This is a genomic window from Dyella sp. SYSU CM1112, from assembly GCF_058216415.1.
The window spans coordinates 64,272-84,411 of sequence record NZ_JBZEGI010000015.1; the positions used below are offsets into that span (position 1 = coordinate 64,272).

General features: G+C 59.4%; 17 protein-coding genes and 1 tRNA gene. 12 read left to right on the plus strand and 6 right to left on the minus strand.

Annotated features, from left to right (window positions below):
• Complete coding sequence (locus tag AC4HNJ_RS18045) at positions 1 to 1,905, minus strand: ABC-F family ATP-binding cassette domain-containing protein (RefSeq protein ID WP_490480995.1); 1,905 nt, start codon at positions 1,903 to 1,905, stop codon at positions 1 to 3.
• Positions 1,906 to 2,093: 188 nt separating this feature from the next.
• Between AC4HNJ_RS18045 and AC4HNJ_RS18050 the strand changes: the two genes are divergently transcribed.
• The 7 genes from AC4HNJ_RS18050 to AC4HNJ_RS18080 all read left to right on the plus strand — a co-directional run bounded on the left by AC4HNJ_RS18050 (position 2,094) and on the right by AC4HNJ_RS18080 (position 7,189).
• Positions 2,094 to 2,438, plus strand: coding sequence for a hypothetical protein (locus tag AC4HNJ_RS18050; protein ID WP_490480996.1), 345 nt, complete (start codon positions 2,094 to 2,096; stop codon positions 2,436 to 2,438).
• 148 nt (positions 2,439 to 2,586) lie between these two features.
• Entirely contained in the window at positions 2,587 to 3,624 is a 1,038-nt protein-coding gene (locus AC4HNJ_RS18055) for an agmatine deiminase family protein (protein WP_490480997.1), read from the plus strand.
• A 185-nt stretch (positions 3,625 to 3,809) separates the two neighbouring features.
• Positions 3,810 to 4,700 (plus strand): carbon-nitrogen hydrolase, encoded by an 891-nt coding sequence (locus tag AC4HNJ_RS18060; protein WP_490480998.1) that lies wholly within the window; start codon positions 3,810 to 3,812, stop codon positions 4,698 to 4,700.
• Positions 4,701 to 4,787: 87 nt separating this feature from the next.
• A complete protein-coding gene (locus AC4HNJ_RS18065) occupies positions 4,788 to 6,023 on the plus strand; it encodes a TraB/GumN family protein (protein ID WP_490480999.1) in 1,236 nt (411 codons plus the stop codon).
• Between the two features lie 193 nt (positions 6,024 to 6,216).
• Complete coding sequence (locus AC4HNJ_RS18070; protein ID WP_490481000.1) at positions 6,217 to 6,543, plus strand: c-type cytochrome; 327 nt, start codon at positions 6,217 to 6,219, stop codon at positions 6,541 to 6,543.
• 21 nt (positions 6,544 to 6,564) lie between these two features.
• Positions 6,565 to 6,915 carry a c-type cytochrome gene (locus AC4HNJ_RS18075; protein WP_490481001.1) on the plus strand — a complete coding sequence of 117 codons (351 nt, stop codon included), beginning with the start codon at positions 6,565 to 6,567 and terminating at the stop codon, positions 6,913 to 6,915.
• 103 nt (positions 6,916 to 7,018) lie between these two features.
• Entirely contained in the window at positions 7,019 to 7,189 is a 171-nt protein-coding gene (locus AC4HNJ_RS18080; protein WP_490481002.1) for a hypothetical protein, read from the plus strand.
• A gap of 14 nt (positions 7,190 to 7,203) precedes the next feature.
• On the opposite strand, the gene AC4HNJ_RS18085 is transcribed toward AC4HNJ_RS18080, so the two are convergent.
• Complete coding sequence (locus AC4HNJ_RS18085; protein WP_490481003.1) at positions 7,204 to 7,812, minus strand: NfuA family Fe-S biogenesis protein; 609 nt, start codon at positions 7,810 to 7,812, stop codon at positions 7,204 to 7,206.
• A gap of 145 nt (positions 7,813 to 7,957) precedes the next feature.
• On the opposite strand from AC4HNJ_RS18085, the gene AC4HNJ_RS18090 reads away from it, so the two are divergent.
• Both AC4HNJ_RS18090 and AC4HNJ_RS18095 read left to right on the plus strand, forming a co-directional pair.
• Positions 7,958 to 8,299: a 4a-hydroxytetrahydrobiopterin dehydratase gene (locus AC4HNJ_RS18090; protein WP_490481004.1), complete on the plus strand. Its 342-nt coding sequence runs from the start codon at positions 7,958 to 7,960 to the stop codon at positions 8,297 to 8,299.
• Positions 8,296 to 9,801: a CPBP family intramembrane glutamic endopeptidase gene (locus AC4HNJ_RS18095; protein ID WP_490481005.1), complete on the plus strand. Its 1,506-nt coding sequence runs from the start codon at positions 8,296 to 8,298 to the stop codon at positions 9,799 to 9,801. Before AC4HNJ_RS18090 ends, AC4HNJ_RS18095 begins: the two co-directional genes overlap by 4 nt.
• On the opposite strand, the gene AC4HNJ_RS18100 is transcribed toward AC4HNJ_RS18095, so the two are convergent.
• Positions 9,779 to 10,750, minus strand: a complete 972-nt coding sequence (locus AC4HNJ_RS18100; RefSeq protein WP_490481006.1) for an RluA family pseudouridine synthase — start codon at positions 10,748 to 10,750, stop codon at positions 9,779 to 9,781. The two genes, AC4HNJ_RS18095 and AC4HNJ_RS18100, sit on opposite strands and share 23 nt — an antisense overlap.
• A gap of 336 nt (positions 10,751 to 11,086) precedes the next feature.
• Between AC4HNJ_RS18100 and AC4HNJ_RS18105 the strand changes: the two genes are divergently transcribed.
• Positions 11,087 to 14,230: an Rne/Rng family ribonuclease gene (locus AC4HNJ_RS18105; RefSeq protein ID WP_490481007.1), complete on the plus strand. Its 3,144-nt coding sequence runs from the start codon at positions 11,087 to 11,089 to the stop codon at positions 14,228 to 14,230.
• Between the two features lie 58 nt (positions 14,231 to 14,288).
• Here the strand turns inward: AC4HNJ_RS18105 and AC4HNJ_RS18110 are convergent, their stop codons facing one another.
• Positions 14,289 to 14,966, minus strand: a complete 678-nt coding sequence (locus AC4HNJ_RS18110) for a response regulator (RefSeq protein ID WP_490481008.1) — start codon at positions 14,964 to 14,966, stop codon at positions 14,289 to 14,291.
• A gap of 585 nt (positions 14,967 to 15,551) precedes the next feature.
• Here AC4HNJ_RS18110 and AC4HNJ_RS18115 point away from each other — a divergent pair.
• Positions 15,552 to 15,638 (plus strand) — tRNA-Leu (locus AC4HNJ_RS18115).
• Positions 15,639 to 16,181: 543 nt separating this feature from the next.
• Positions 16,182 to 17,780: an MASE1 domain-containing protein gene (locus AC4HNJ_RS18120; protein WP_490481009.1), complete on the plus strand. Its 1,599-nt coding sequence runs from the start codon at positions 16,182 to 16,184 to the stop codon at positions 17,778 to 17,780.
• A 19-nt stretch (positions 17,781 to 17,799) separates the two neighbouring features.
• Here AC4HNJ_RS18120 and AC4HNJ_RS18125 read toward each other — a convergent pair whose 3' ends face one another.
• Together AC4HNJ_RS18125 and AC4HNJ_RS18130 are read right to left on the minus strand one after the other, a co-directional pair.
• On the minus strand, positions 17,800 to 18,276 hold the full coding sequence (locus AC4HNJ_RS18125; RefSeq protein ID WP_490481010.1) for a hypothetical protein: 477 nt from the start codon (positions 18,274 to 18,276) through the stop codon (positions 17,800 to 17,802).
• Positions 18,277 to 18,441: 165 nt separating this feature from the next.
• Positions 18,442 to 20,109: an ATP-binding cassette domain-containing protein gene (locus AC4HNJ_RS18130; RefSeq protein ID WP_490481011.1), complete on the minus strand. Its 1,668-nt coding sequence runs from the start codon at positions 20,107 to 20,109 to the stop codon at positions 18,442 to 18,444.
• Positions 20,110 to 20,140: the final 31 nt, after the last annotated feature.

Here is a 20,140-nt window from a genome sequence, read left to right on the forward strand (position 1 = left end):
TCAGGCTTCAAGCAGTTCGTACAGTTCGAGCCACTCGGCTTCGAGGGTTTCTTTCTCTTTGCGCAATTCGGATTGGCGTTGACCGAGCTTCATCAATTCGGCAGTAGGGCCGTTATACGTTTCCGGATCGGCAAGCTTTTTCTCCAGCATGGCAAGCTCGTCGTCGATAGCCGCCACGCGCGTTTCGATTTTCTTGACGCGCTGGCGCGAGGCTTTTTCATTCTCGCGCTGCGCGGCGGCAGCTCGCCTGCGATCGGCCGCGGATTCGACAGGTTTTGCTTCCGCCTCGTTTTTTTTCGGCGCGGCACCACGCGCGCGCAGCCAACGCGCGTAATCATCCAGGTCGCCGTCGAACGGTTCGGCGCTGCCGTCGGCAACACGCCAGAAACTGTCGCAAACCATGCCAAGCAGATGCCGGTCATGCGAAACCAGGACGAGCGCGCCGTCGAAATCGGCGAGCGCATCGGCGAGTGCTTCGCGCATATCCAGGTCGAGATGGTTGGTCGGTTCGTCGAGCAGCAATAGATTGGGTTTATCCCAGGCGATCAGCGCCAGGGCAAGGCGCGCGCGCTCGCCACCGGAGAAACCATCCACGGATTCGAAGGCGCGGTCGCCAGCGAAATTCCAGCCACCGAGAAAATCGCGCAGCACTTGAGCGCTGATACCCGGTGCCTTGTCTTGCAAGTGATTGAAGGGACTCGCGCCTTCGTGCAGGCTTTCTACGGTGTGCTGGGCGAAGTAGCCGATCTTGAGGTCTTTGTGCGCTTTGCGTTCGCCGGCAAGCGGAGAAAGCTCGCCCACCAGCGTTTTGACCAGGGTGGATTTGCCTGCGCCATTCGGACCCAGCAAGCCAATGCGCTCGCCAGCCTCAAGGCGGAAACGCACATCGGCCAGCACGACACTCACCCCCTCTCCTTCATGCGGAGGCGGGAGGGAGGCGTACCCTGCATTCACGTCTTCCAATTGCAGCATGGAATCCGGCAGGCGCTCGGGTGCGGCAAATTCAAAGCGAAAAGGACGCTCCGCGCGCACGGCTTCGGTGCCAGCCATTTTTTCCAACCGCTTCATGCGCGACTGCGCCTGCTTGGCCTTGCTGGCCTTTGCCTTGAAGCGGTCGATAAAGGATTGCAGATGCACTCGCTCGACTTGTTCGCGCTCGTGAGCGATCTGCTGCAGCCGCAATTGTTCGGCACGCTGCCGTTCGAACGCGCTGTAATTGCCCGCGTAGAGTTTCGCCCTGCCCTCGTTGAGGTGCATCGTGTGCGTGATGACGCCGTCGAGGAATTCGCGGTCGTGCGAGATCACCAGCAGGGTTCCCTGATAACGTCGCAGCCATTCTTCCAGCCACAGCACGGCATCCAGATCAAGGTGGTTGGTAGGCTCGTCGAGCAGCAGCAGCTCCGATGGCGCCATCAGCGCACGCGCCAGGTTCAGGCGTACGCGCCAGCCGCCGGAGAACTCGCGTACCGCGCGCTCGTGGGTATCGGGACTGAAACCGAGTCCATGCAGCAAGCGCCCGGCCCGGGCACGCGCGTCATAGCCGTGCAGCTCTTCAATGCGGTGATGCGCGCGGGCCATCGCTTCGGTATCACCGCGCGCCTGGGCGTCAAGCTCGTCGCGCAATGCAGTAGCCAGTTCCACGTCGCCGCCCATCACGTAATCGATCGCAGGGTCCGGTAATGCCGGTGTTTCCTGCGCCACGGACGCAAGACGCAGCTTCGCTGGCATATCCAACTCGCCGGCATCGGCCTCCAGCTGTCCTTGCAGCGCGGCGAACAGGCTGGACTTGCCACAGCCATTACGACCGACCACGCCCAGGCGCCAGCCGCCCTGAATGACCAGATCGATATCGGAAAGCAGCAGCCGGCTGCCTCGGCGCAGGGCGAAGTGGCGAAACGCAATCATCGGACAGTAACTCGGACCGGGCTTGGAGCCCGCAGCCGCACATGATAGCGGAGCCGTTACCGGGACTCTTGCTGAAACAAGCAAGAAGTAAAGCCATGGCTGGGTCACATCTGCCGGTTTTGCTCGTTGGCACGGTCCCGGCAGTTCTGCTACAACGGCGCAGCAACGCTTTGCGCGGAGAGGGGATCATGTTCAAGCATCGTCATACCCTGCCTTTGTTGGCAGCTATCGCCATGGGCGCCGGGTTGATCGCACCCCAGCCCCTCCATGCCCAGGAAACGCTGACTCAACGCGTCCAGCAGGAAAAGGGCATGCATTTGCCGGCGCGGGGCTTGACCATGGCCCAGGTCGAGAAGATGTATGGTGCGCCGCTGCGCAAACTCTCGCCGCGCGGTGGCGATAGCGCCAGGCACCCGACGATCAATCGCTGGGAATATGCGCACTTCATCGTCTATTTCGAAAGGAGCCGCGTGATTCACTCCGTGCTCAATACGCCCGCTGGCAATAACCGCAATCCCGGCGCAGTGAATTGATACCACGCGTGGAATGAGCAGCCGGATTTGGCCGCGCGGCTCAGCCCGCCAGCCGTATCGCTTACTCGCCCACGGCCCCTGGCTGTAAACTGATGCACTTGCCTGCCCGCTTCTGCGGGCACTTCATCTTTAGCGCGAGTGCTGTTTCATGACCGATTCCAGCTTGCGCCTGCCGGCCGAATGGGAGCCGCAGGCCGCCGTATTGATTGCCTGGCCGCATACCGGCACCGACTGGGCCGAGCGGCTTGCTGCCGTGGAATCGACCTATGTCGCGCTAGCCGCCGCCGTGACGCGATTCCAACCGCTGATCATCGTGGTGGCGGATGCCGCGTTGCGCGCGCATGTCGAAGCGGAACTGCAAGGCTCGAACGCCGACATGACGCGTATCCGTTTCGTGACCTTGCCGTATGACGACACCTGGCTGCGTGATTCCGGGCCGATTACGTTGCGCGATGAGAACGACCGTTTTCTGCTGACGGATTTTCGCTTTACCGGCTGGGGCGGAAAGTTCGGTGCCGAACAGGACGATGCGCTGATTGCAGGCTTGGTGGACGCGGGCGTGTTTGGCTCAGCCGCACACAAGCGTATTGACTGGGCGCTGGAAGGCGGCGGCATCGAAAGTGACGGCGCGGGAACCATTCTTACCACCTGGCGTTGCCTCGTGCAGCGTCATCCCGAACAGTCACGCGAAGACATGAGTGCGATATTGCGCGACAGCTTGCATGCGCAGCGTGTGCTATGGCTCGACCATGGTTATCTGGAAGGTGACGACACCGATGCGCATATCGACACATTGGCGCGTTTTGCACCGGGTCATCGCATCGTGTATCAAGCCTGCGACGACGCCAACGATGTGCATCATCTCGAGCTACAACACATGGGCGAGGAGTTGGCTGCGCTGCGTACGCCGGGTGGAGAGGCTTACGCGCTCTATCCACTGCCGTGGGCCAAACCCATCCTCGATGATGGTCGGCGCCTGGCGGCTTCCTATGCGAATTACCTGATCGTCAATGGTGCGGTATTGGTACCGGCTTACGGCGATGCGGCGGACGATGCAGCGGCACGTATCATTGGCGAGGCGCATCCGGGACGTAGCGTGGTGCAAATCCCCTGCCGCCCGCTGATCTGGCAGAACGGCAGCCTGCATTGCATCACCATGCAACTGCCTGCAGGTCTGCTCGGCTGATCCTTGGCAGGCCGCGCGATCGCTTGAATAAACGCGCGCAGTAACCATTGCATGACCGCCGGCCGTTTCCGGCATCGTGAAAACCAGGCAGATGCCGATCTCCGGCAACCGGCCGGCACGGATCATCCACCGCTGCCGCTACACTATGTAACCCACCTCGCTGCGCTGGCGAATAGGTTCCCTGCATGAATCCCAAGACGCTCAAAGTCGCGCTGCTGCAAGAGACCCATCGCGGCAGTCGCGACGCCAATCTCGACGCCATCGAAGCTGGTCTGCGCGAAGCCGCCGCAGCCGGCGCCGAGCTCGTGCTGCTGCAAGAACTGCATAACGGCCCGTATTTTTGCCAGCACGAAGCGGTAAGCGAATTCGACGCCGCCGAAAGCATCCCGGGTCATAGCACTGAACGCATCGGAAAATTGGCCGAAGCGCTGAAACTGGTGGTGGTGGCGTCACTGTTCGAAAAGCGCGCGGCTGGGCTGTATCACAACACCGCTGTGGTATTTGATCGTTCGGCAGCTATCGCGGGCAAATACCGCAAGATGCATATCCCGGATGATCCGGCCTTTTACGAGAAGTTCTATTTCACACCCGGCGACCTCGGCTTTGAGCCGATTGACACCTCGGTCGGCCGGCTGGGTGTGCTGGTGTGCTGGGATCAGTGGTACCCCGAAGCTGCGCGACTGATGGCGCTTGCCGGGGCGGAACTGCTGCTGTATCCCACGGCCATTGGCTGGGACCCGAACGACGAACAGGCCGAGAAAGATCGCCAGCGCGAGGCCTGGATTACCGTACAACGCGGCCATGCGGTGGCGAATGGCTTACCGTTGCTAGCCTGCAATCGCACCGGTTTCGAGGCGGATCCGGCCGGTGTGGGTGCAGGCATTCAGTTCTGGGGCAGCAGCTTTGTTGCGGGACCCCAGGGCGAATTCCTGGCGCAGGCGAATGTCGACGGTCGCCAGTTGCTAATCGCCGATATCGACATGGCGCGCAGCGAACACGTAAGGCGCATTTGGCCGTTCCTGCGCGACCGCCGCATTGATGCTTATGGCGATCTGTTGCGCCGTTTTCGTGATTAACCGTTCGCACGTTGGCGTGTGCCGACTTGTGCCGGGTTCTCGGTATCTCCATGCTGAGCGTATCCCTCCTGCCTTTGCATCCTTCGCATGAGCGCAACCGACACTTCTATGTTTGCCACACCCGCTGATCTCGAAAATCAGCCGATCGAGCGTGTGCAACGTGATGGCGTGGAATATGTGGTGCTGGGTACGGCGCACGTTTCGCGTACCAGCGTGCAGGCGGTACAAGCCTTGCTGGAAAAAGAATCGTTCGATGCCGTCGCGGTGGAACTGTGTGAAAGCCGTGCCCAAGGCATGCGCGATCCGGAAGCGTTCAAGCAAATGGATCTGTTCCGCGTGATTCGCGAAGGCAAGGCGGGCATGGTCGCGGCGAGCTTGGTGCTTTCCACCTTTCAGAAGCGTCTTGCCGATCAGTACGGCATTCAGCCTGGTGCTGAAATGAAAGCGGCCATGGACGGTGCTGCCGAACGCCATGTGCCGTTGTGGCTGATCGATCGCGAGGTGGGCACCACGCTCAAGCGCGCCTGGCGCAGCGTCGGCCTATGGCAGCGCTTCGGCTTGCTGGGTGGTCTGCTGGCCAGTGTGTTCGAACGCGAGACCATCGACGAAAAAGAGATCGAAAAGCTCAAAGAAGGTGACATGCTGGAAAGCGCCTTCAGCGAATTTGCCAGCGAGTCGGCACCGCTGTACGGCAGCCTGATTGCCGAACGCGATGCGTATATGGCGGCACGGCTACGCGAAGAGGCTGGCCGCTCGGTGACGGCCAACCCATGCAAAGTCCTGGTGGTGATCGGTGCGGGCCATTTGAAAGGTCTATGCGAGCACCTGCGCGTACAACAGTCCGATCCCACGGCAACGGTGGCCGAACTCGCCAAGACACCGCCCAAGACGCAATGGCCGAAATGGCTGGCCGTCGGGCTGGTGCTGCTGGTATTCGCGGCCATTGGCTATGCCTTTCACCGCAATACCGTGCTTGGGACACAGGCTTTGCGCGATTGGGTGCTGTTTACGGGGTGTTTCGCCGCCATTGGCGCCTTGGCTGCACGAGCCCATCCGCTAAGTGTGCTGGCCGCATTCGTGGCGGCCCCGATCAAACCGTTTCGCCCCGGCATTCCCGCTGGCGGCATCAGTGCCATGGTTGAAGTGTGGGCGCGCCGCCCGCGTGTCGCGGATTTCGAGAATCTTCGCGACGATATCGTGCACTGGAGCGGCTGGTGGACGAACCGCGTGGCGCGTACCCTCTTGAATTTCTTCCTGGTCAGCTTCGGCACCGTGATAGGCGAATACGCGGCTGGCATCCATATCATCAAGAGCCTGTTTTGAAGAGGCTCATCCAGTAGCGGCCCCACAAGATTCGCTCCGAGATCCTTGTGGGCCTCAACCATGCATGGAATTGCTGCGCGGCTTTTTGTCGCTACCATCCCCTCTTGCCCTCCCATTGTGACGGCTCGTCGGCAGCCTCTATACTCGGCGGAATACGTTGCACGCATCCGCTGGAACCGTGGGGATCCTCTTGATGACTCGATTGCAATTGTTTGGGCTGGCTGCCACCGCCGCGCTGCTCTGCTGCAGTTCGGCCCACGCGACCGGTGACAAGAAGAACGGCCGCATCCTCGTCTACACCTGTAACGGCTGCCATGGTGTTCCCGGCACCAATAACGCGTACCCGCAATATCCGGTTCCCAAAATCGCCGGCCAGAACGAGCAATACATCATCAATGCGCTGCATGAGTACAAGTCGGGCGACCGCACGCATCCGACCATGATGGCGCAGGCGCAGAGCCTCTCCGATCAAGAGATCGAGGACATCGCCGCCTATTTGTCCAGTATTGCTCCGAAGTAATCAGCCAAGGATTCCACCTGCATGAAACGCGCGCTTACGCTGCTCTCGTTTGGTATGGCCCTTGTGCTGGTCTCGGTACCGGTGTTTGCGGCTGGCAACATTCAAAATGGCAAGACCAAGGCCGCCGCCTGCTTCGCCTGCCACGGCGCCGACGGAAACGCCGTCGATCCGCAATATCCGCGTCTGGCCGGCCAGTACAATGAATACATCCAGCAGGCCTTGCACGAATACAAGGATGGACGCCGGAATAATCCGATCATGAAGGGATTTGCCGGCACGCTTTCCGATCAGGACATCGAAGATATTGCTGCTTACTTCTCATCCTTGCCAAGCAAACTCGATACGCTGAAAGGACACATTCAAGGCGATTAGCGTTAACGATCTGCCGCCACGATATGCCTAAGGCCCGCAACCAAAGTTGCGGGCCTTGCTTTTTTTGCATCACGATTCAGGTTTGCACGCGTGGAGTACGGACGTGGGCTGTTTACCCTTACCTGTCTTGTTTCTGCTTGGCGCTTTTATCGGTCGCGCACTGGACGGAAACGATGGGATGCTGTGGGGGGCCGGCATGGGACTGGCACTTGGCCTGGTCTCGGCCAGCGTGTTCATCTGGCTGCTACGGCGCCACCAAAAGGAAAAGGATTGAGCGCAGAAGCGAGCTCAGCCCATGGCGGACTGACCTTCCTTCTTGCGGTAGTAGGGGTTATCCCCTCGCTGGTGATCCGTTGCATCCCGCACTTCGGTGATTTCCGGGACACGCTCGCGCAAGGTCTTCTCGACACCGTGCTTCAGCGTGACATCGACCATGCCGCAACCATGGCATCCGCCACCAAACTGCAGGATGACCACGCCGTTGGCATCAATTTCCAATAAGCTCACGCGCCCACCGTGCGCGGCGATACGCGGATTCACTTCGGCATCCAACACGTAACGCACCCGCTCGACCAATCCCGCTTCCATGCCCGGCAGTTCACCCTTGATCTTGGGCGCGCGAATGTTCAGTTGGCCGCCTGTCTGATTGGGCTCGTAATCGATGGTGGCACCTTCCAGCCACGAAGCACTGTCGCCTTCGATATGAAAATCGAAACCGGTGCATTCGACGGTCCATTCGTTCCCGCTGAGTTCCTGCGGTTCGCAGAACTCCAGTTCGCAATCGGCTGCCGGCGTACCGGGTGAGGTGACGCGCACGCGAATGCTGAGCCCATCGATGCCCTGCTGCGACAATAGGCGCAGAAAATGCTGCTGTGCGCGTTCGGAAATCTCGATCATGCCTGCTCCGGAAATAACCAGGGCACCCTCGCCAACAGGGTTGCCTCATACCGCACCATTTTAGTCCTGTTTCGTGCCGAATGCCCGGACCCACATCTTTTCGCGTACAGTTTCGGCGCTTCTGCGAACATCACGGAGATCTGCCATGACCACTCTTCCGCTATCCTCCCAGCATTGCCAGCCGCGCAAAGGCAAGGAACATGCGCTGGACGAAGCGGCTATCGGTGCATTGTTACCCTTGGTGCCCGGGTGGAAGCTCAGTGAAGAAGGTGACGCACTGCTGAAGAATTTCCGGTTCGAGAACTTCCATCACACCCTTGGCTTCATCAATGCGGTGGGTTTCATGGCAAACCATGAAGATCACCATCCTGATATCGAGGCAGGCTACGGGCATTGCAAGCTGCGCTGGTCTACGCATGATGTCGGCGGTTTGTCATTGAATGATTTCATCTGCGCGGCGCGCGTCAACGCTTTGCTTGAACGTTGAGCAACCGTCGGCGCCTTCACGCCGTCTCGGCGGTAGCCGGCTATGGGCTGGTCACCGCCATAGTTTGCATCGCTCTCGGTTACCTTGCCTCACGCATTACCGGCGCGCAGCTGTTCGGTCGCGCACAACAAACGCTCGCCCTCGTCCAGTCCGATCAACCGCTATGGCAATGGCAACTGCGCCAATCCCATGACCTGATCGCCGGCAGGGCCTTCGGGCACGCGACGGTGAAAGAACAGGATGGTGCGCTAAGCATTGCCAGCGAGGACGGAACGCCGTTCGAGCTAGGCTTGCCGATTGCGTGGGCGCTCGATCTGAAGCATTGGCCCATCCTGGTCGTGCAGCTACGTAGCAGCACGCCGGGAACGCTTGGACTCGTTTGGCAAGGCAATCGCTCGCCTGCATGCGTGGTTCCGAATGTCAGCATGTTTACACCCGATACGCAGATGCTGCGCGTTGATTTACGCGGACTGGCGCGTAAGAGCGAATGCGTCCCTCCCCAGGCTGCCTGGATGCTTCGCTTGCGCATCCAGATTCCTGCCAAAGCCACCGTGCGCGTGGCTTCCGTGCAATTGCTGACTACCGAGCCCATGCCGCGCTTGCAGGATGTCTCGGTTGATCTGCCTCATCGAGCGACGTCAGCAGACCTCGGACCTATCGCTGCGAGCGCAGCGGCCCATTGGCCTATGCCGCTGTTCCGGCTGCCGCCTGGCATCGGTGCGGAAACCATGCTGGCGCTGCGTGACCAGCTGCGAGCACGCTGGCCGGCCGCACTGATCGTACCTGCCGGAACAACGCCGCAAGCAAAGCCAGCCCCACCTGCCCGGGAAGTGGAGTGGTGGATGGCGTGCCTGCTTTATCTCATCGCCTTGGTATGGCTGGTGCTGCGTCCGGTAAAAGGACGACTCCGGCCATGGATCGAGGTTGCAGGCTGTCTGCTAGGTCCGTTATGGCTGGTGGCGGGCCTGCACTGGGGCTTGCGCCCCACGCTATTGGGTGTTGTCGCATTCACGGGAGGGCTGGTTTTCGCGCTGGCGATTGAACGTCGTCACATTCCCCGTCTCTGGCGATGGCCAGCCCATTCAAGCGATTGGTTATGGCCCATGGCTGCTCTGCCGGTGACCGCATGGCTGGCACTTTTCTACGGTCATGCGCCTCATTGGTTACGACCTACCCATGTGCTGGCCTACGTCGCCTGGGCATGGTTGCAACAATGGCTGATGTTGCTCGTTTTGCTGCCCCGCCTCGAACACAGGCTTTGGCGGCCGGCATGGGCGATTGTGCTGGTTGCCCTGATCTTCGCGCTGATGCACACGCCCAATGGCGTCCTCATGCAACTGTGCTTCGTCGGAGAACTCTGGTGGGCCTGGTGTTTCCTGCGCTCACGAAGCGTGCTGCCTATTGCACTGGCACACACTGCCTGCGCGCTTTTGGCCGAGTCGGCACTGGCGGGGGGGACCCTGCTGCGCTCGCTGGAAGTTAGCGCGCGCTTTTTCCTTTAGTGCCAAGCGCATTCAGAAAGCTCTTCAAATCTTCCGGTAGCGGCGTCGAAAAATCATAGATGCGCCCGTCCAGCTCAAAGGACATACGTGAGGCGTGCAGGAACAGCCGCAGCAATCCCCGTTCGCGGAAACGCTTGTTTGCTTCCCGGTCCCCGTATTTCACGTCGCCAGCAAGCGGATGACCGACGTGCGCGGCATGGACGCGGATCTGGTGCGTGCGTCCCGTGCCCAGCGTGGCCTGCATAAGTCGCGCGCCGGGGTACTGCTCCATTTCCTGGAAGAACGTCAAGGAAGGCTTGCCCCCCTCGGCGACGCGCACCATACGCTCCCCGCCCTGGAGGACGGATTTGAGCAAGGGCGCATTGACGTCGAACCGCGCTTTGGAAGGACGCCCCACCATCAGACATAGGTACTGCTTCGTGACTTCTCCCGCACGGATGGCAGCCTGCAACCCGGTCAGGCCAGCTCGGGTGCGGGCAAAGACCAGCACGCCGCTGGTATCACGGTCCAGCCGGTGCACCAGCTCCAGATGATCCTTGGGGCGAGCTTGGCGCAGGAGTTCGATGGCACCGAAACTGACGCCGCTGCCTCCGTGGCTTGCCATCCCCGAGGGTTTGTCGATAACCAGAAAGTGCTTGTCCTCAAATATGACGGCGTCCGTGACGGCGGCAATGGCACTCTCCGGCGCGCCTACCTGCCCAGCCGGTCGCTCTGCCACCCGAACGGGCGGAATGCGCAAGATATCGCCCTGGCTGAGACGCGTATCCGGTTTCGCGCGCTTGCCGTTCACACGTACCTGCCCGGTGCGCAGCAAGCGATAAATCATGCTTTTCGGCACGCCTTTGAGCAGTGTCATCAAAGCGTTGTCGATACGCTGGCCGTCCCGTTCCGGGCCGATCTCGAGTTGACGCACCCCTTGAGGTACATCGGGCGAAGTTACCGTCTGCATTGAAAAAAATCCGGGTTGAGAGGATACTCGTACAGCGCTCAGCCCGGTCCGCCGACATTGCAGTAAGGACTTGGCGCCCGCCTGTTACGCCGGCGAGGTTTGAGCCGGCCGCCTCGTTGGCAGCCGGTCGCGAACACCCATTAATCGTAACGGTTCGGGTAGCTGCTTGTCCGGTTTCGAATTAGCCAGACATCGCAGCGTGCGTGCCAAGAATCGCCCGGTATCGGGAACGTTACCGTTTATTTGCCGCTTTACCGCAGCGGCGCGATCCCCGGACAGGCCGCCACACCCGGCGCCACCGCGGCGCGCGACGCGCGGCCAAGCCGAGGAACCACAATGAAAAGAATGTTGATTAACGCAACTCAGCGTGAAGAGTTGCGTGTGGCCATCGTAGATGGCCAAGCCCTTTACGACCTTGATATTGAGATCCCTTCGCGCGAGCAGAAGAAAGCCAACATCTATAAAGGCCGCATCACTCGCGTCGAACAGTCCCTGGAAGCCTGCTTTGTCGACTATGGCGCCGAGCGTCATGGCTTCCTGCCGCTAAAAGAAATCGCCCGCGAGTACTTCGTCCCGGGCCTGGATCCATACAAGTCCAGCATCCGCGAACTGCTGAAGGAAGGCCAGGAAGTCGTCGTACAGGTCGAAAAGGAAGAACGCGGCAACAAAGGCGCTGCGCTCACTACCTTCATCAGCCTGGCCGGTCGGTACATGGTCTTGATGCCGAACAACCCGAAGGCCGGCGGCGTGTCGCGCCGGATCGAGGGAGAAGACCGGCAAGCCCTTAAAGAGGCCCTGGAGCACCTGACCGTCCCCGACGACATGGGGCTCATCGTGCGCACTGCCGGCATGGGACGCGACGCCGAAGAGCTGCAATGGGACCTCGATTACCTGTTACAGCTGTGGAAGGCCATCTCGGCTGCCGCGCAGGCGCAAAAGGCGCCATTCCTGATCTATCAGGAGTCAAAGCTATTCATCCGTGCGCTGCGCGATTACCTGCGCAATGACATCGGCGAGATCCTGATCGACGAGGAATCGCTTTACAACGATGCCCGCGAGTTCATGCAGCAGGTCATGCCCAACGCCCTGCGCAAGCTCAAGCTGTACCGGGAAGACACCCCCCTCTTCTCGCGCTATCAGATCGAAACGCAGATCGAGAGCGCCTTCGAGCGTGCCGTGCGTCTACCCTCCGGCGGTTCGATCGTGATTGACCAGACCGAGGCCCTGACCGCCATCGACATCAACTCCTCCAAGGCCACCAAGGGCGGCGACATTGAGGAGACGGCATTCAATACCAACCTTGAAGCCGCAGCAGAAATTGCGCGGCAGCTGCGCATTCGTGACGCGGGCGGCCTGATCGTCATCGACTTCATCGACATGGACAACGTCAAACACCAGCGCGAGGTGGAAGAGCGTCTCAAGGACGCCGCCAAGCTGGATCGCGCGCGTATCCAGATCGGCCGCATCTCCCGCTTCGGGCTGCTGGAAATGTCACGTCAGCGTCTTCGCCCATCCCTCGGCGAAGCTACGCAGATTGTCTGTCCACGTTGCGATGGCCATGGCCATATCCGCAGCGTGGAATCGCTGTCGCTCTCGACACTGCGATTGATCGAAGAGCACGCCATGAAGGACAACACCGGCCAGGTGCTGGTGCAGGCACCATCCGCCGTTGCCAATTTCATGCTCAACGAAAAGCGCGCCAGCGTGGTCGAAATCGAACTGCGCAACAAGGTGCATGTGGTAATCGTGGCGGACGAGAAGCTCGAAACACCGCACATCGAGATCCAGCGCATACGCGAAGCGGAAATGGGCGAGCACAGCAAGCCCAGCTACGAGCGCCTCACCGCTGAAGAGGCCGATGTCGTCAGGAAGATGGGGCAAGTATTGGGCAGTAGCGAACAGCCTGCGGTAAGTGGCATCGTGCCTGCCAGTCCTGCTCCGGTACGCGAAGAGCAAGAATCGCCCCCTGTTGCCCCTGCAGCTTCCCCAGTCAGACGCCAAGCCGTCGCCACTCCTGCCGAGCCACAAGGCGGCATTCTTTCCCGTCTTTTTGGCTGGTTACGTAGCGGCAACGCCGCTCCGCCAGCCCCTGCTCCGGCCCCCGTCGCGGCACGCAAGGATTCTCGCCAGGCACAGGACAAGCGCCGGAATGAGCGTGCAAAGGGTGATAACGCTCAGCAACAACGTCAGCCGCAGCGCGAGACGCAACCGGCAAGCGCTCGCGGAAACACCCAGCAGCAACAGCAGGGCAAGAATCAAGCTCAGCGTCAGCGCAACGAGCAGCAGCAATCGCAGCAAGCTCGTACGCAGCAGCAACAGCAAGGGGCCAAGCAGGAACGTCAGCAGAAGTCGCCCCAAGCGGCCGGTGAAACGGCAACGACCGAACAGCGCAACAAACAGCCGAATACCGCTGCATCTGCCAAACCTTCCCAGCAGGAACGCCAGCCACGTCAGCCCCAGGCCGAACGTCCGCAGCAAACCGGCGCTCCGGCCGCAAAATCCGTCGAGCAGCCCAAGTCGGCCGAAGCAACAACCACCGCGGTAGCCACAGGTGAAACCGCACCCAATGCGGCCGACGCAGCTCTGACGGAAAACGCAGGCCAGTCGCGCCGCCGTCGTGGCCGTCGTGGTGGCCGCCGCCGCCGCCGTCACGAAGGTGCGGCCGCTACTGCCGTTCAGGACGAGCAGATCAATGCACTCGATGTTGATGATGAGGATCGGGATGATCCCACCTCTTCCAGCGCCGAGCACATTCCACACACAAAGCAGGCTGCAGCAGCCCCGGCTGCGTCCCAGACGCCGGTCGAAGCGGCCAGCGCGCCAGCTCCTATGGCTCCTGTTTCTGAGCCTTCGGCTGCAACTCACGTGCCCGTCACCACTGCTGGCCCTGCGCCTGCAAACGTGCATCTTTCGGTCGAACCCGTGGTGATCGAAGCTGAACCCGTGAAGGCCGTTTCAGAGGTCCCTCAATACGGACATCCGGCAAAACAGGACATGCAGGAAGACGTGCCTTTGATCGTCGCACCAGCACCCGTCCCCTCGTCGTTCAATCTGCCGGTGCTGCCACCGATCCCACCCCGTGAACCAGTCGTGGAAGTCGAAAAGGCCGTCTCCCAGCCCAGCCATGATGCTGAATCTTCGTTGCCACATGTAGCGGGTGTGGTGACTGTGACAGTGCCTCATGAGGAAGCACCTGCAGCGAACGAGGCCGAGGTGAACTCGTCGAGCGAGCCGTGGAAGCATGCCGAGGTTGCTCAGATCATCGAACCCGTAGCTGCCGAAGCAACCGACGCATCGGCATCGGCTTCGACCAGTGTCGTCACACCAGCTCCGCTGGTTCATCAGCCCGAGCAAGGCGATCTGCTATCCATGCCGCAACATCCGCACGCTCCCATTACCACACCCGTTGGTGAGGAGAGCAAACAGGCCGCCACGCAGGAAGATGAATCGCTGGATCAGCGCGACAGCAAGCTTTCCTGATCATTCATACTGTATTTGAGAATAGAAAAAGGGCCGGAAGCACCGGCCCTTTTTTGTTTTATGACTCGACCGACAACGTGCCGGTTTCGTTTCCGACCTGATTGTTGTGCGTATCCAGTACGCCATGCACGGTCATCAAGTGGGCAAGGCCGACAATGTGTTCCACATGCAGTTTCTCCATCAGTCTCTGCTTGTAAGTGGACACTGTTTTCGGACTCAGACTGAGCTGTTCACCGATAGCGGTCAATGGCTTGCCTCGTACGAGTGCCAAGGCCACCTCCAGTTCCCGGCTGGAGAGCGAGTCAAAGGGAGAGCACTCACCATCGAGCGTGGCCAGCGCCAATTGTTGCGCCACGACTGGCGCGAGATAACGCCGCCCGCGCGCCACTTGGCGCACGGCATCCAGCAACTCCCCAGCCGCGCAACTCTTGGTCAGATAACCGTGCGCCCCTGCTTCCAACAACCGCTTTGGAAAACGGGCGTCGTCGACCACGGTTACGACGATTATTCGGGTCGCAAGACGAGCTCTGGCCACACGCTCGGTGAGCTCGATACCACTCATGCCCGGCATGTGCACGTCGACCAGGGCGATATTCGGCCTGACCGCACGAATCAGACGCAGCCCATCCTCGGCCGTACCAGCCTCGCCGCAAATGCGGATGTCCTTCTGCTGCAGGATCATCCGGAAACCAGTACGTACCAGCTCGTGGTCATCCACGAGCACGACATCGATCATCTTGCGCCCTCCCTGGGTTGGTGCAACCCGCAAAGTAGGCGTACGGCTAAAACATTGCAAGACGACAACTCCCCGTTTTGGAAGGATTTCCCAAATACGCCCCCTCCCTCTGACGCTTACACGCATGTAGGAAATCCCCTACATACGGGCGCCGGGTTTGATGTCATCATTTAGGGAGCAAGTCCGGGAATCACAGGTGTCGTATACCCCAGCAAGGCTAGTTGTTGCTAACCGAATGGAGCGTACCGATGGTGATCTACTCACTCATACAGTTGCCCGATGGCGAATGGAGCATTCGCCGAGAATCGGCCACCCTGTTCAGCCAGTTAAGGCTAGGGCCGGCGATTCAGCTCGCACGAGAAACTGCTCGTGACGAGCATAACCGGTCAGGCCGAAGCACCTGTGTCGAAATGTCTGGACCCAACTCAACCATACGCCTGGCGCAATACGCTCGACCGGACATTCCGATCGAAAGCGCTGTGGCCTGACGCCAGGCAGCACCAAACCAGATCTATCTGCTTCGCGAGGCATGGGTAGCATGTTACGATCCCACGCCTGCTGCCGTTCCCTCGGTAGCTGCCTCCAGCCCGGATGGCGAAACAGGTAGACGCAAGAGACTTAAAATCTCTCGGCCGCAAGGCTGTGCGGGTTCGAGTCCCGCTCCGGGCACCAGGAATTTAGTGCCGCCGCACCATCCCACCGTAAAAGTATTGCGATGCTTCGCCCCCCTCCGTAAGCACGCCCTGTTGGAATGGCTGAGAGCAGTTCCGTTGACAGGTCGCGCATGCTTGCAGGGGTAGCTTTCAGTGAAAGTTGCGCTACAACGATGCCGACTAACTTCACTGCAATGGCGGCAATCATCCGCCGTCGCATCACATGTTGAAATGAGATTCTTCTGCCGCGACTGCTCCGGAATGACAAGCTCAGTTCTCTTGTCACTGCTTTGTGCATTGCGTTGAATCAAACCATGCGACTCATCCAACTCTCGTTGATTGAGACGCAAAATGTGCCGATGTTTAAGCACAGTGTGCGAACCATTTCTGGTTTTCTCCAAAAGACGGCTACGTTGCGGATGGGTTTACGCGAAATTCACGTCTGCGGTTGTTCCATTTCACCGATTTTTGCGCACGTTTGAAGTTCACCGGCGAAACAATCATCAAGGCGCAGTGAATGGGGAAGGAGTGGTGGAAAAATAAAGTTCTGAGGCAGTTTGCCGTGGGCGCAGGCTATGCGCTCGCGTTCTCGGTTTTGCACCCTATTTCCGACGCTCACTGGCATCTGCACGCGGCGTTGCGCCTAATCTGTTTGCTTCTGATCCCCTACCGATACTGGTTCGCACTCGCCATCGGGGAAGCCATACCTAACGCCTATGAGGCTTATCTCTGCCTCCATGCATTTGGTCCGGCCTGGGTGATGATGCGATCCATCCCGCCAATCATTCTTGCGATGCCCTTGGTGTGGTGGTGTAGAAGCCGGCTGAATCTTTTCCCTACGAAACACCTGGTCGACATCAAGGTACTCCTCGTATGCGTCCTGCTCGCCTCAACCCTCTGGATGGGGTACAGCTATATTTCCGTCTCCCTGGTGCGCGTGCCGGACGGATCCTTCCATGCGCAACCCATCATGGCGGCGGGCTATTTCATCGGAAACTACGTAACGCTGCTTTCCATCGTCCCGTGGGCACTGATCGCACGACTGGATTACCACAAGGGACACATGCGCGCCCAAGTCGAGCGAATCATCCGTAGCAAGCTCGTTGTCGATGCGGTCTGCCTGTTCGTACCCATTCTTTTGCTTTTTGCATGGATGAGCCTGAAGACGGATGCAACGCAGAGGCAAATCATCGAAATGGCCATGTTCATCCCGGTCGCATGGCTGACGCTCAAACACGGCTGGCGCGCAGCGGCGCTGGGCGGAACACTTGCCATCACCTGCAATGCCCTTCTACACGCCGACACTCCTGACCTGCCTCTTATCGAAACACAGCTGTTCCTCGGCTTCGCCATTACCGGGCTTTACGCCATGGGGGCACGCATCAGCGCACAACTGACGCGAGAAACGGAAGAAAAGTTCATAGCGACCAACGTGCAGAGCACAGCTCGACAGAGCCTCCAATTCAGTGAGCGCCGTTTGCGACAAGCCGCAGAGAGTCTGGAGTTCGTGGCAGGCACGCTTCACGTGAACAACCATCGCTTCCTGGAACAGATGCGCCGCGTCGTGCCCAATATCGAAGACCATGCTTTCTATAAGCAGGCACTCGCCGCACAACAACAGGTTTATCGCTTAGCCGAAAGCCTGCACCCTGTAGCATGGCGCGATCGCGGGCTACCCGCGGCGCTTCACGAGACCGTTGCGCGTACACTGGATGAAGCAGGCATTGCCTACAGTTGCCAGATCAAAGGCCGTGGTTTCCATTCACTGGAACCGGCTGTACTCGCAGCGGCATATCGCGCCATTTGTGAAGCAATAGCGCATGTCTGTACAAAAATCACCTGCTCGCTGGTCCACCTGAAGGTTCGCGCCGGAGAAACAAACGGGCAACGATGGATCGTCATATGCGTCGAAGGCCATTACAGCGATGATGGCATTGCCCATGCGCTATTCCATAACGAGCGCCGACGCCAACTTGGCGCCAAACTGGGAGCCTATGCGCGCGATGTAGACGAAATGCGCAGTCACGCTGAAATTTTCAACGGACAACTGCATGTGCGCTCATCGGACGATCACATGAAAATAACCGCATTGCTCCGCAGCGGGACCCTGGAACTGCAGAAATCGAGCGCTCCTGCACCTATGCGGCTCTGGGTCAGCTAGCCGACTTCGACGCAAGACCTCAATTGCTGCCCGACGAGCAACTGTAAGGACTCGTGCAAGTATCCTCCGTGTAGAACCTCGTGGTGCCGTCATTTTGAGGTACCGCCAATACCGTTGTGGTGGCATCGCTATACACAATCTCCGCACCGGGCATTCTTCGGGATATCACCGCACTTCGTACTCTCTCGACAACGCGTAGTGAATCAACACCCATCGGCAGCACCATCGAAGTGCCATTCACAATCTCGATCGCTGCGTGCACCGTGCCGTTCAAATCATTTACTTGCACGTATTTGATGCCATGGAGCATGAAAATATATACGTGCCAATGAGGGCTCGCACTAACGTCCGGCGCATTCGGCCACGATTGACCTAAGCCAGTAGACGGCGCATCGGCAATAGCTGTCGTATCAGCAGCAATCGAAGACATACCTCCTGCCGCGAAAACGGTCGCCACGATTGCCGTGCGGATAAAACTTCCTTGAATATGGAACATAGGCGCTCCCTGATGAAGGCAGATGAATCACCGGGAGACAAAATGTAGCAGCTGAATCGCTTAGGGAATTGCCAATTTTCAAACAAGCGCATGTGTGTTCAGGAATATGATATGCAGACCGCCTCTTTCACACTTCGTTGACAAAAGCGCGGGAGCCCCGACTTTTCAACACTTCACATGCAGCGTACGGCGATGTTTGCCAGACACTTCAACGCGGTCACTCGCAATGCTTACGCACGTATCAGCCAATGACATCACGTCCTGGCGATGCGATACAACAATCTGCACCGTATTTGGCAAGCGCTGCTTGATCGCCGCGAGGACGGATAACTCGGAAGCCACATCGAGCGCATTAGTAGCCTCATCCAATAACGCTATGGAAGGCCGACGCAGAATGACTTGTGAAAGCAACAGACGCTGCAATTCGCCCCCCGAAAATCGGCTCGATGCGCTGCTCAATGCCGTGTCCAAACCACATGCCGAATGCGCCAGCCTCTTGCGCAAGCCAACGTCATCCAGCGCGCTCCACATCATTTCGTCCGTCGCATCGGGAGCTGCCCAGCAAAGGCATTCGCGCACTGTTTGTTGCCACGGCCGCACATGCTGGCTTACATAGGCGCCATGCCCAACAAGTGCCTGGTACTGCTCAAAATCAATCCGCTCCGCACCTATGCGTGCCACGAAATAATCGGGCGCCGTCATACCCGCCAACACATCGACCAGGCTGCTCTTGCCTATTCCGGAATCGCCACAGATCAGCGTCAGCTCACCGGGCACAAGAACCAGATGCTCGATCTCAAGACCTGCAGAGGGAGGCCTCCAATTTATTCGTTCAATATGCAGCGCATGACCGTTTCCGATGCCACGCACTGGAGCCGGAGATGCCCGCTCGACATCCAACTGCATATATCGCTGCCACAATTCCAAGGCGGGTGTGGCTGAACGTAGCTGCTGAAAACTTTGACGCGTAGCGACTAGATAAGGCAAAAGTCGACCGAGCAATAAGCACACGGCGATAAGCGAAGCATGATCGATACCTCGCCAGCGTCCTGCCAGTACGAAGAGCGCCGCGATACCGACAGCGCCCAGCAATTCCAGCATCAACCTTCCCGACGCCACAAGCTCCAGCTGCCGCCGGTAGCCATGGCCAAGCCGATCGGAAATGGCTCCATAACCGGCTTTTTCCGCATCCTCACGCCCGAACGAACGCACGTGACGCAGACGCCTGGGAAAATCTTCGCTAAGCCAGAACAAGCGCGTCATATCCATGACGTACTGACGGCTGACTTGCACCTGTTCGCGACTGTACGCACGCGATGCGATCACACCGAGCGCAGCCAGCAAAGGTGCTGCAAGCATGAGCGAGGGCGATACGCAGAACGCAAGTCCGAGACTGACGATCGAGGTGACGGCGGCCACGAAAAGCTGTAGCAACGCCCCGAACCCCTGCGTCAAGAGCTCCACGTTATGCGTCAGTACGTTGGCGATTTCCGCCGACGTCGAATTGGCCAATGCAGCCAGGCGCGCACTGATCAGGCGGGCATGAACCTTTCGCCGCAAACTCATGCCATAGGCACCGACCAGATAGGCACCTAACCGGGCCGATTGCCAGCGCAGCAGTGCAAAAACCACCGTCACTGCGAGAAACCAGACAGCCTGCACGTCAACGTTGCCATGCCGCTCGAACGCAAAGCGTCCGAACGACAGCGCATGGCCCGGCTGCACCAGCGGCACAAGGAAAACCGCCGACAAACTGCCTGTCAGCGCGCCTCCAAGCGACAGCACGACATACACGATCATGCGCCTCAGGTCAGCGCGAGGAAGCGTACTCACAAACGCTTCGAATGCGTGCCCAGTCGGCCTA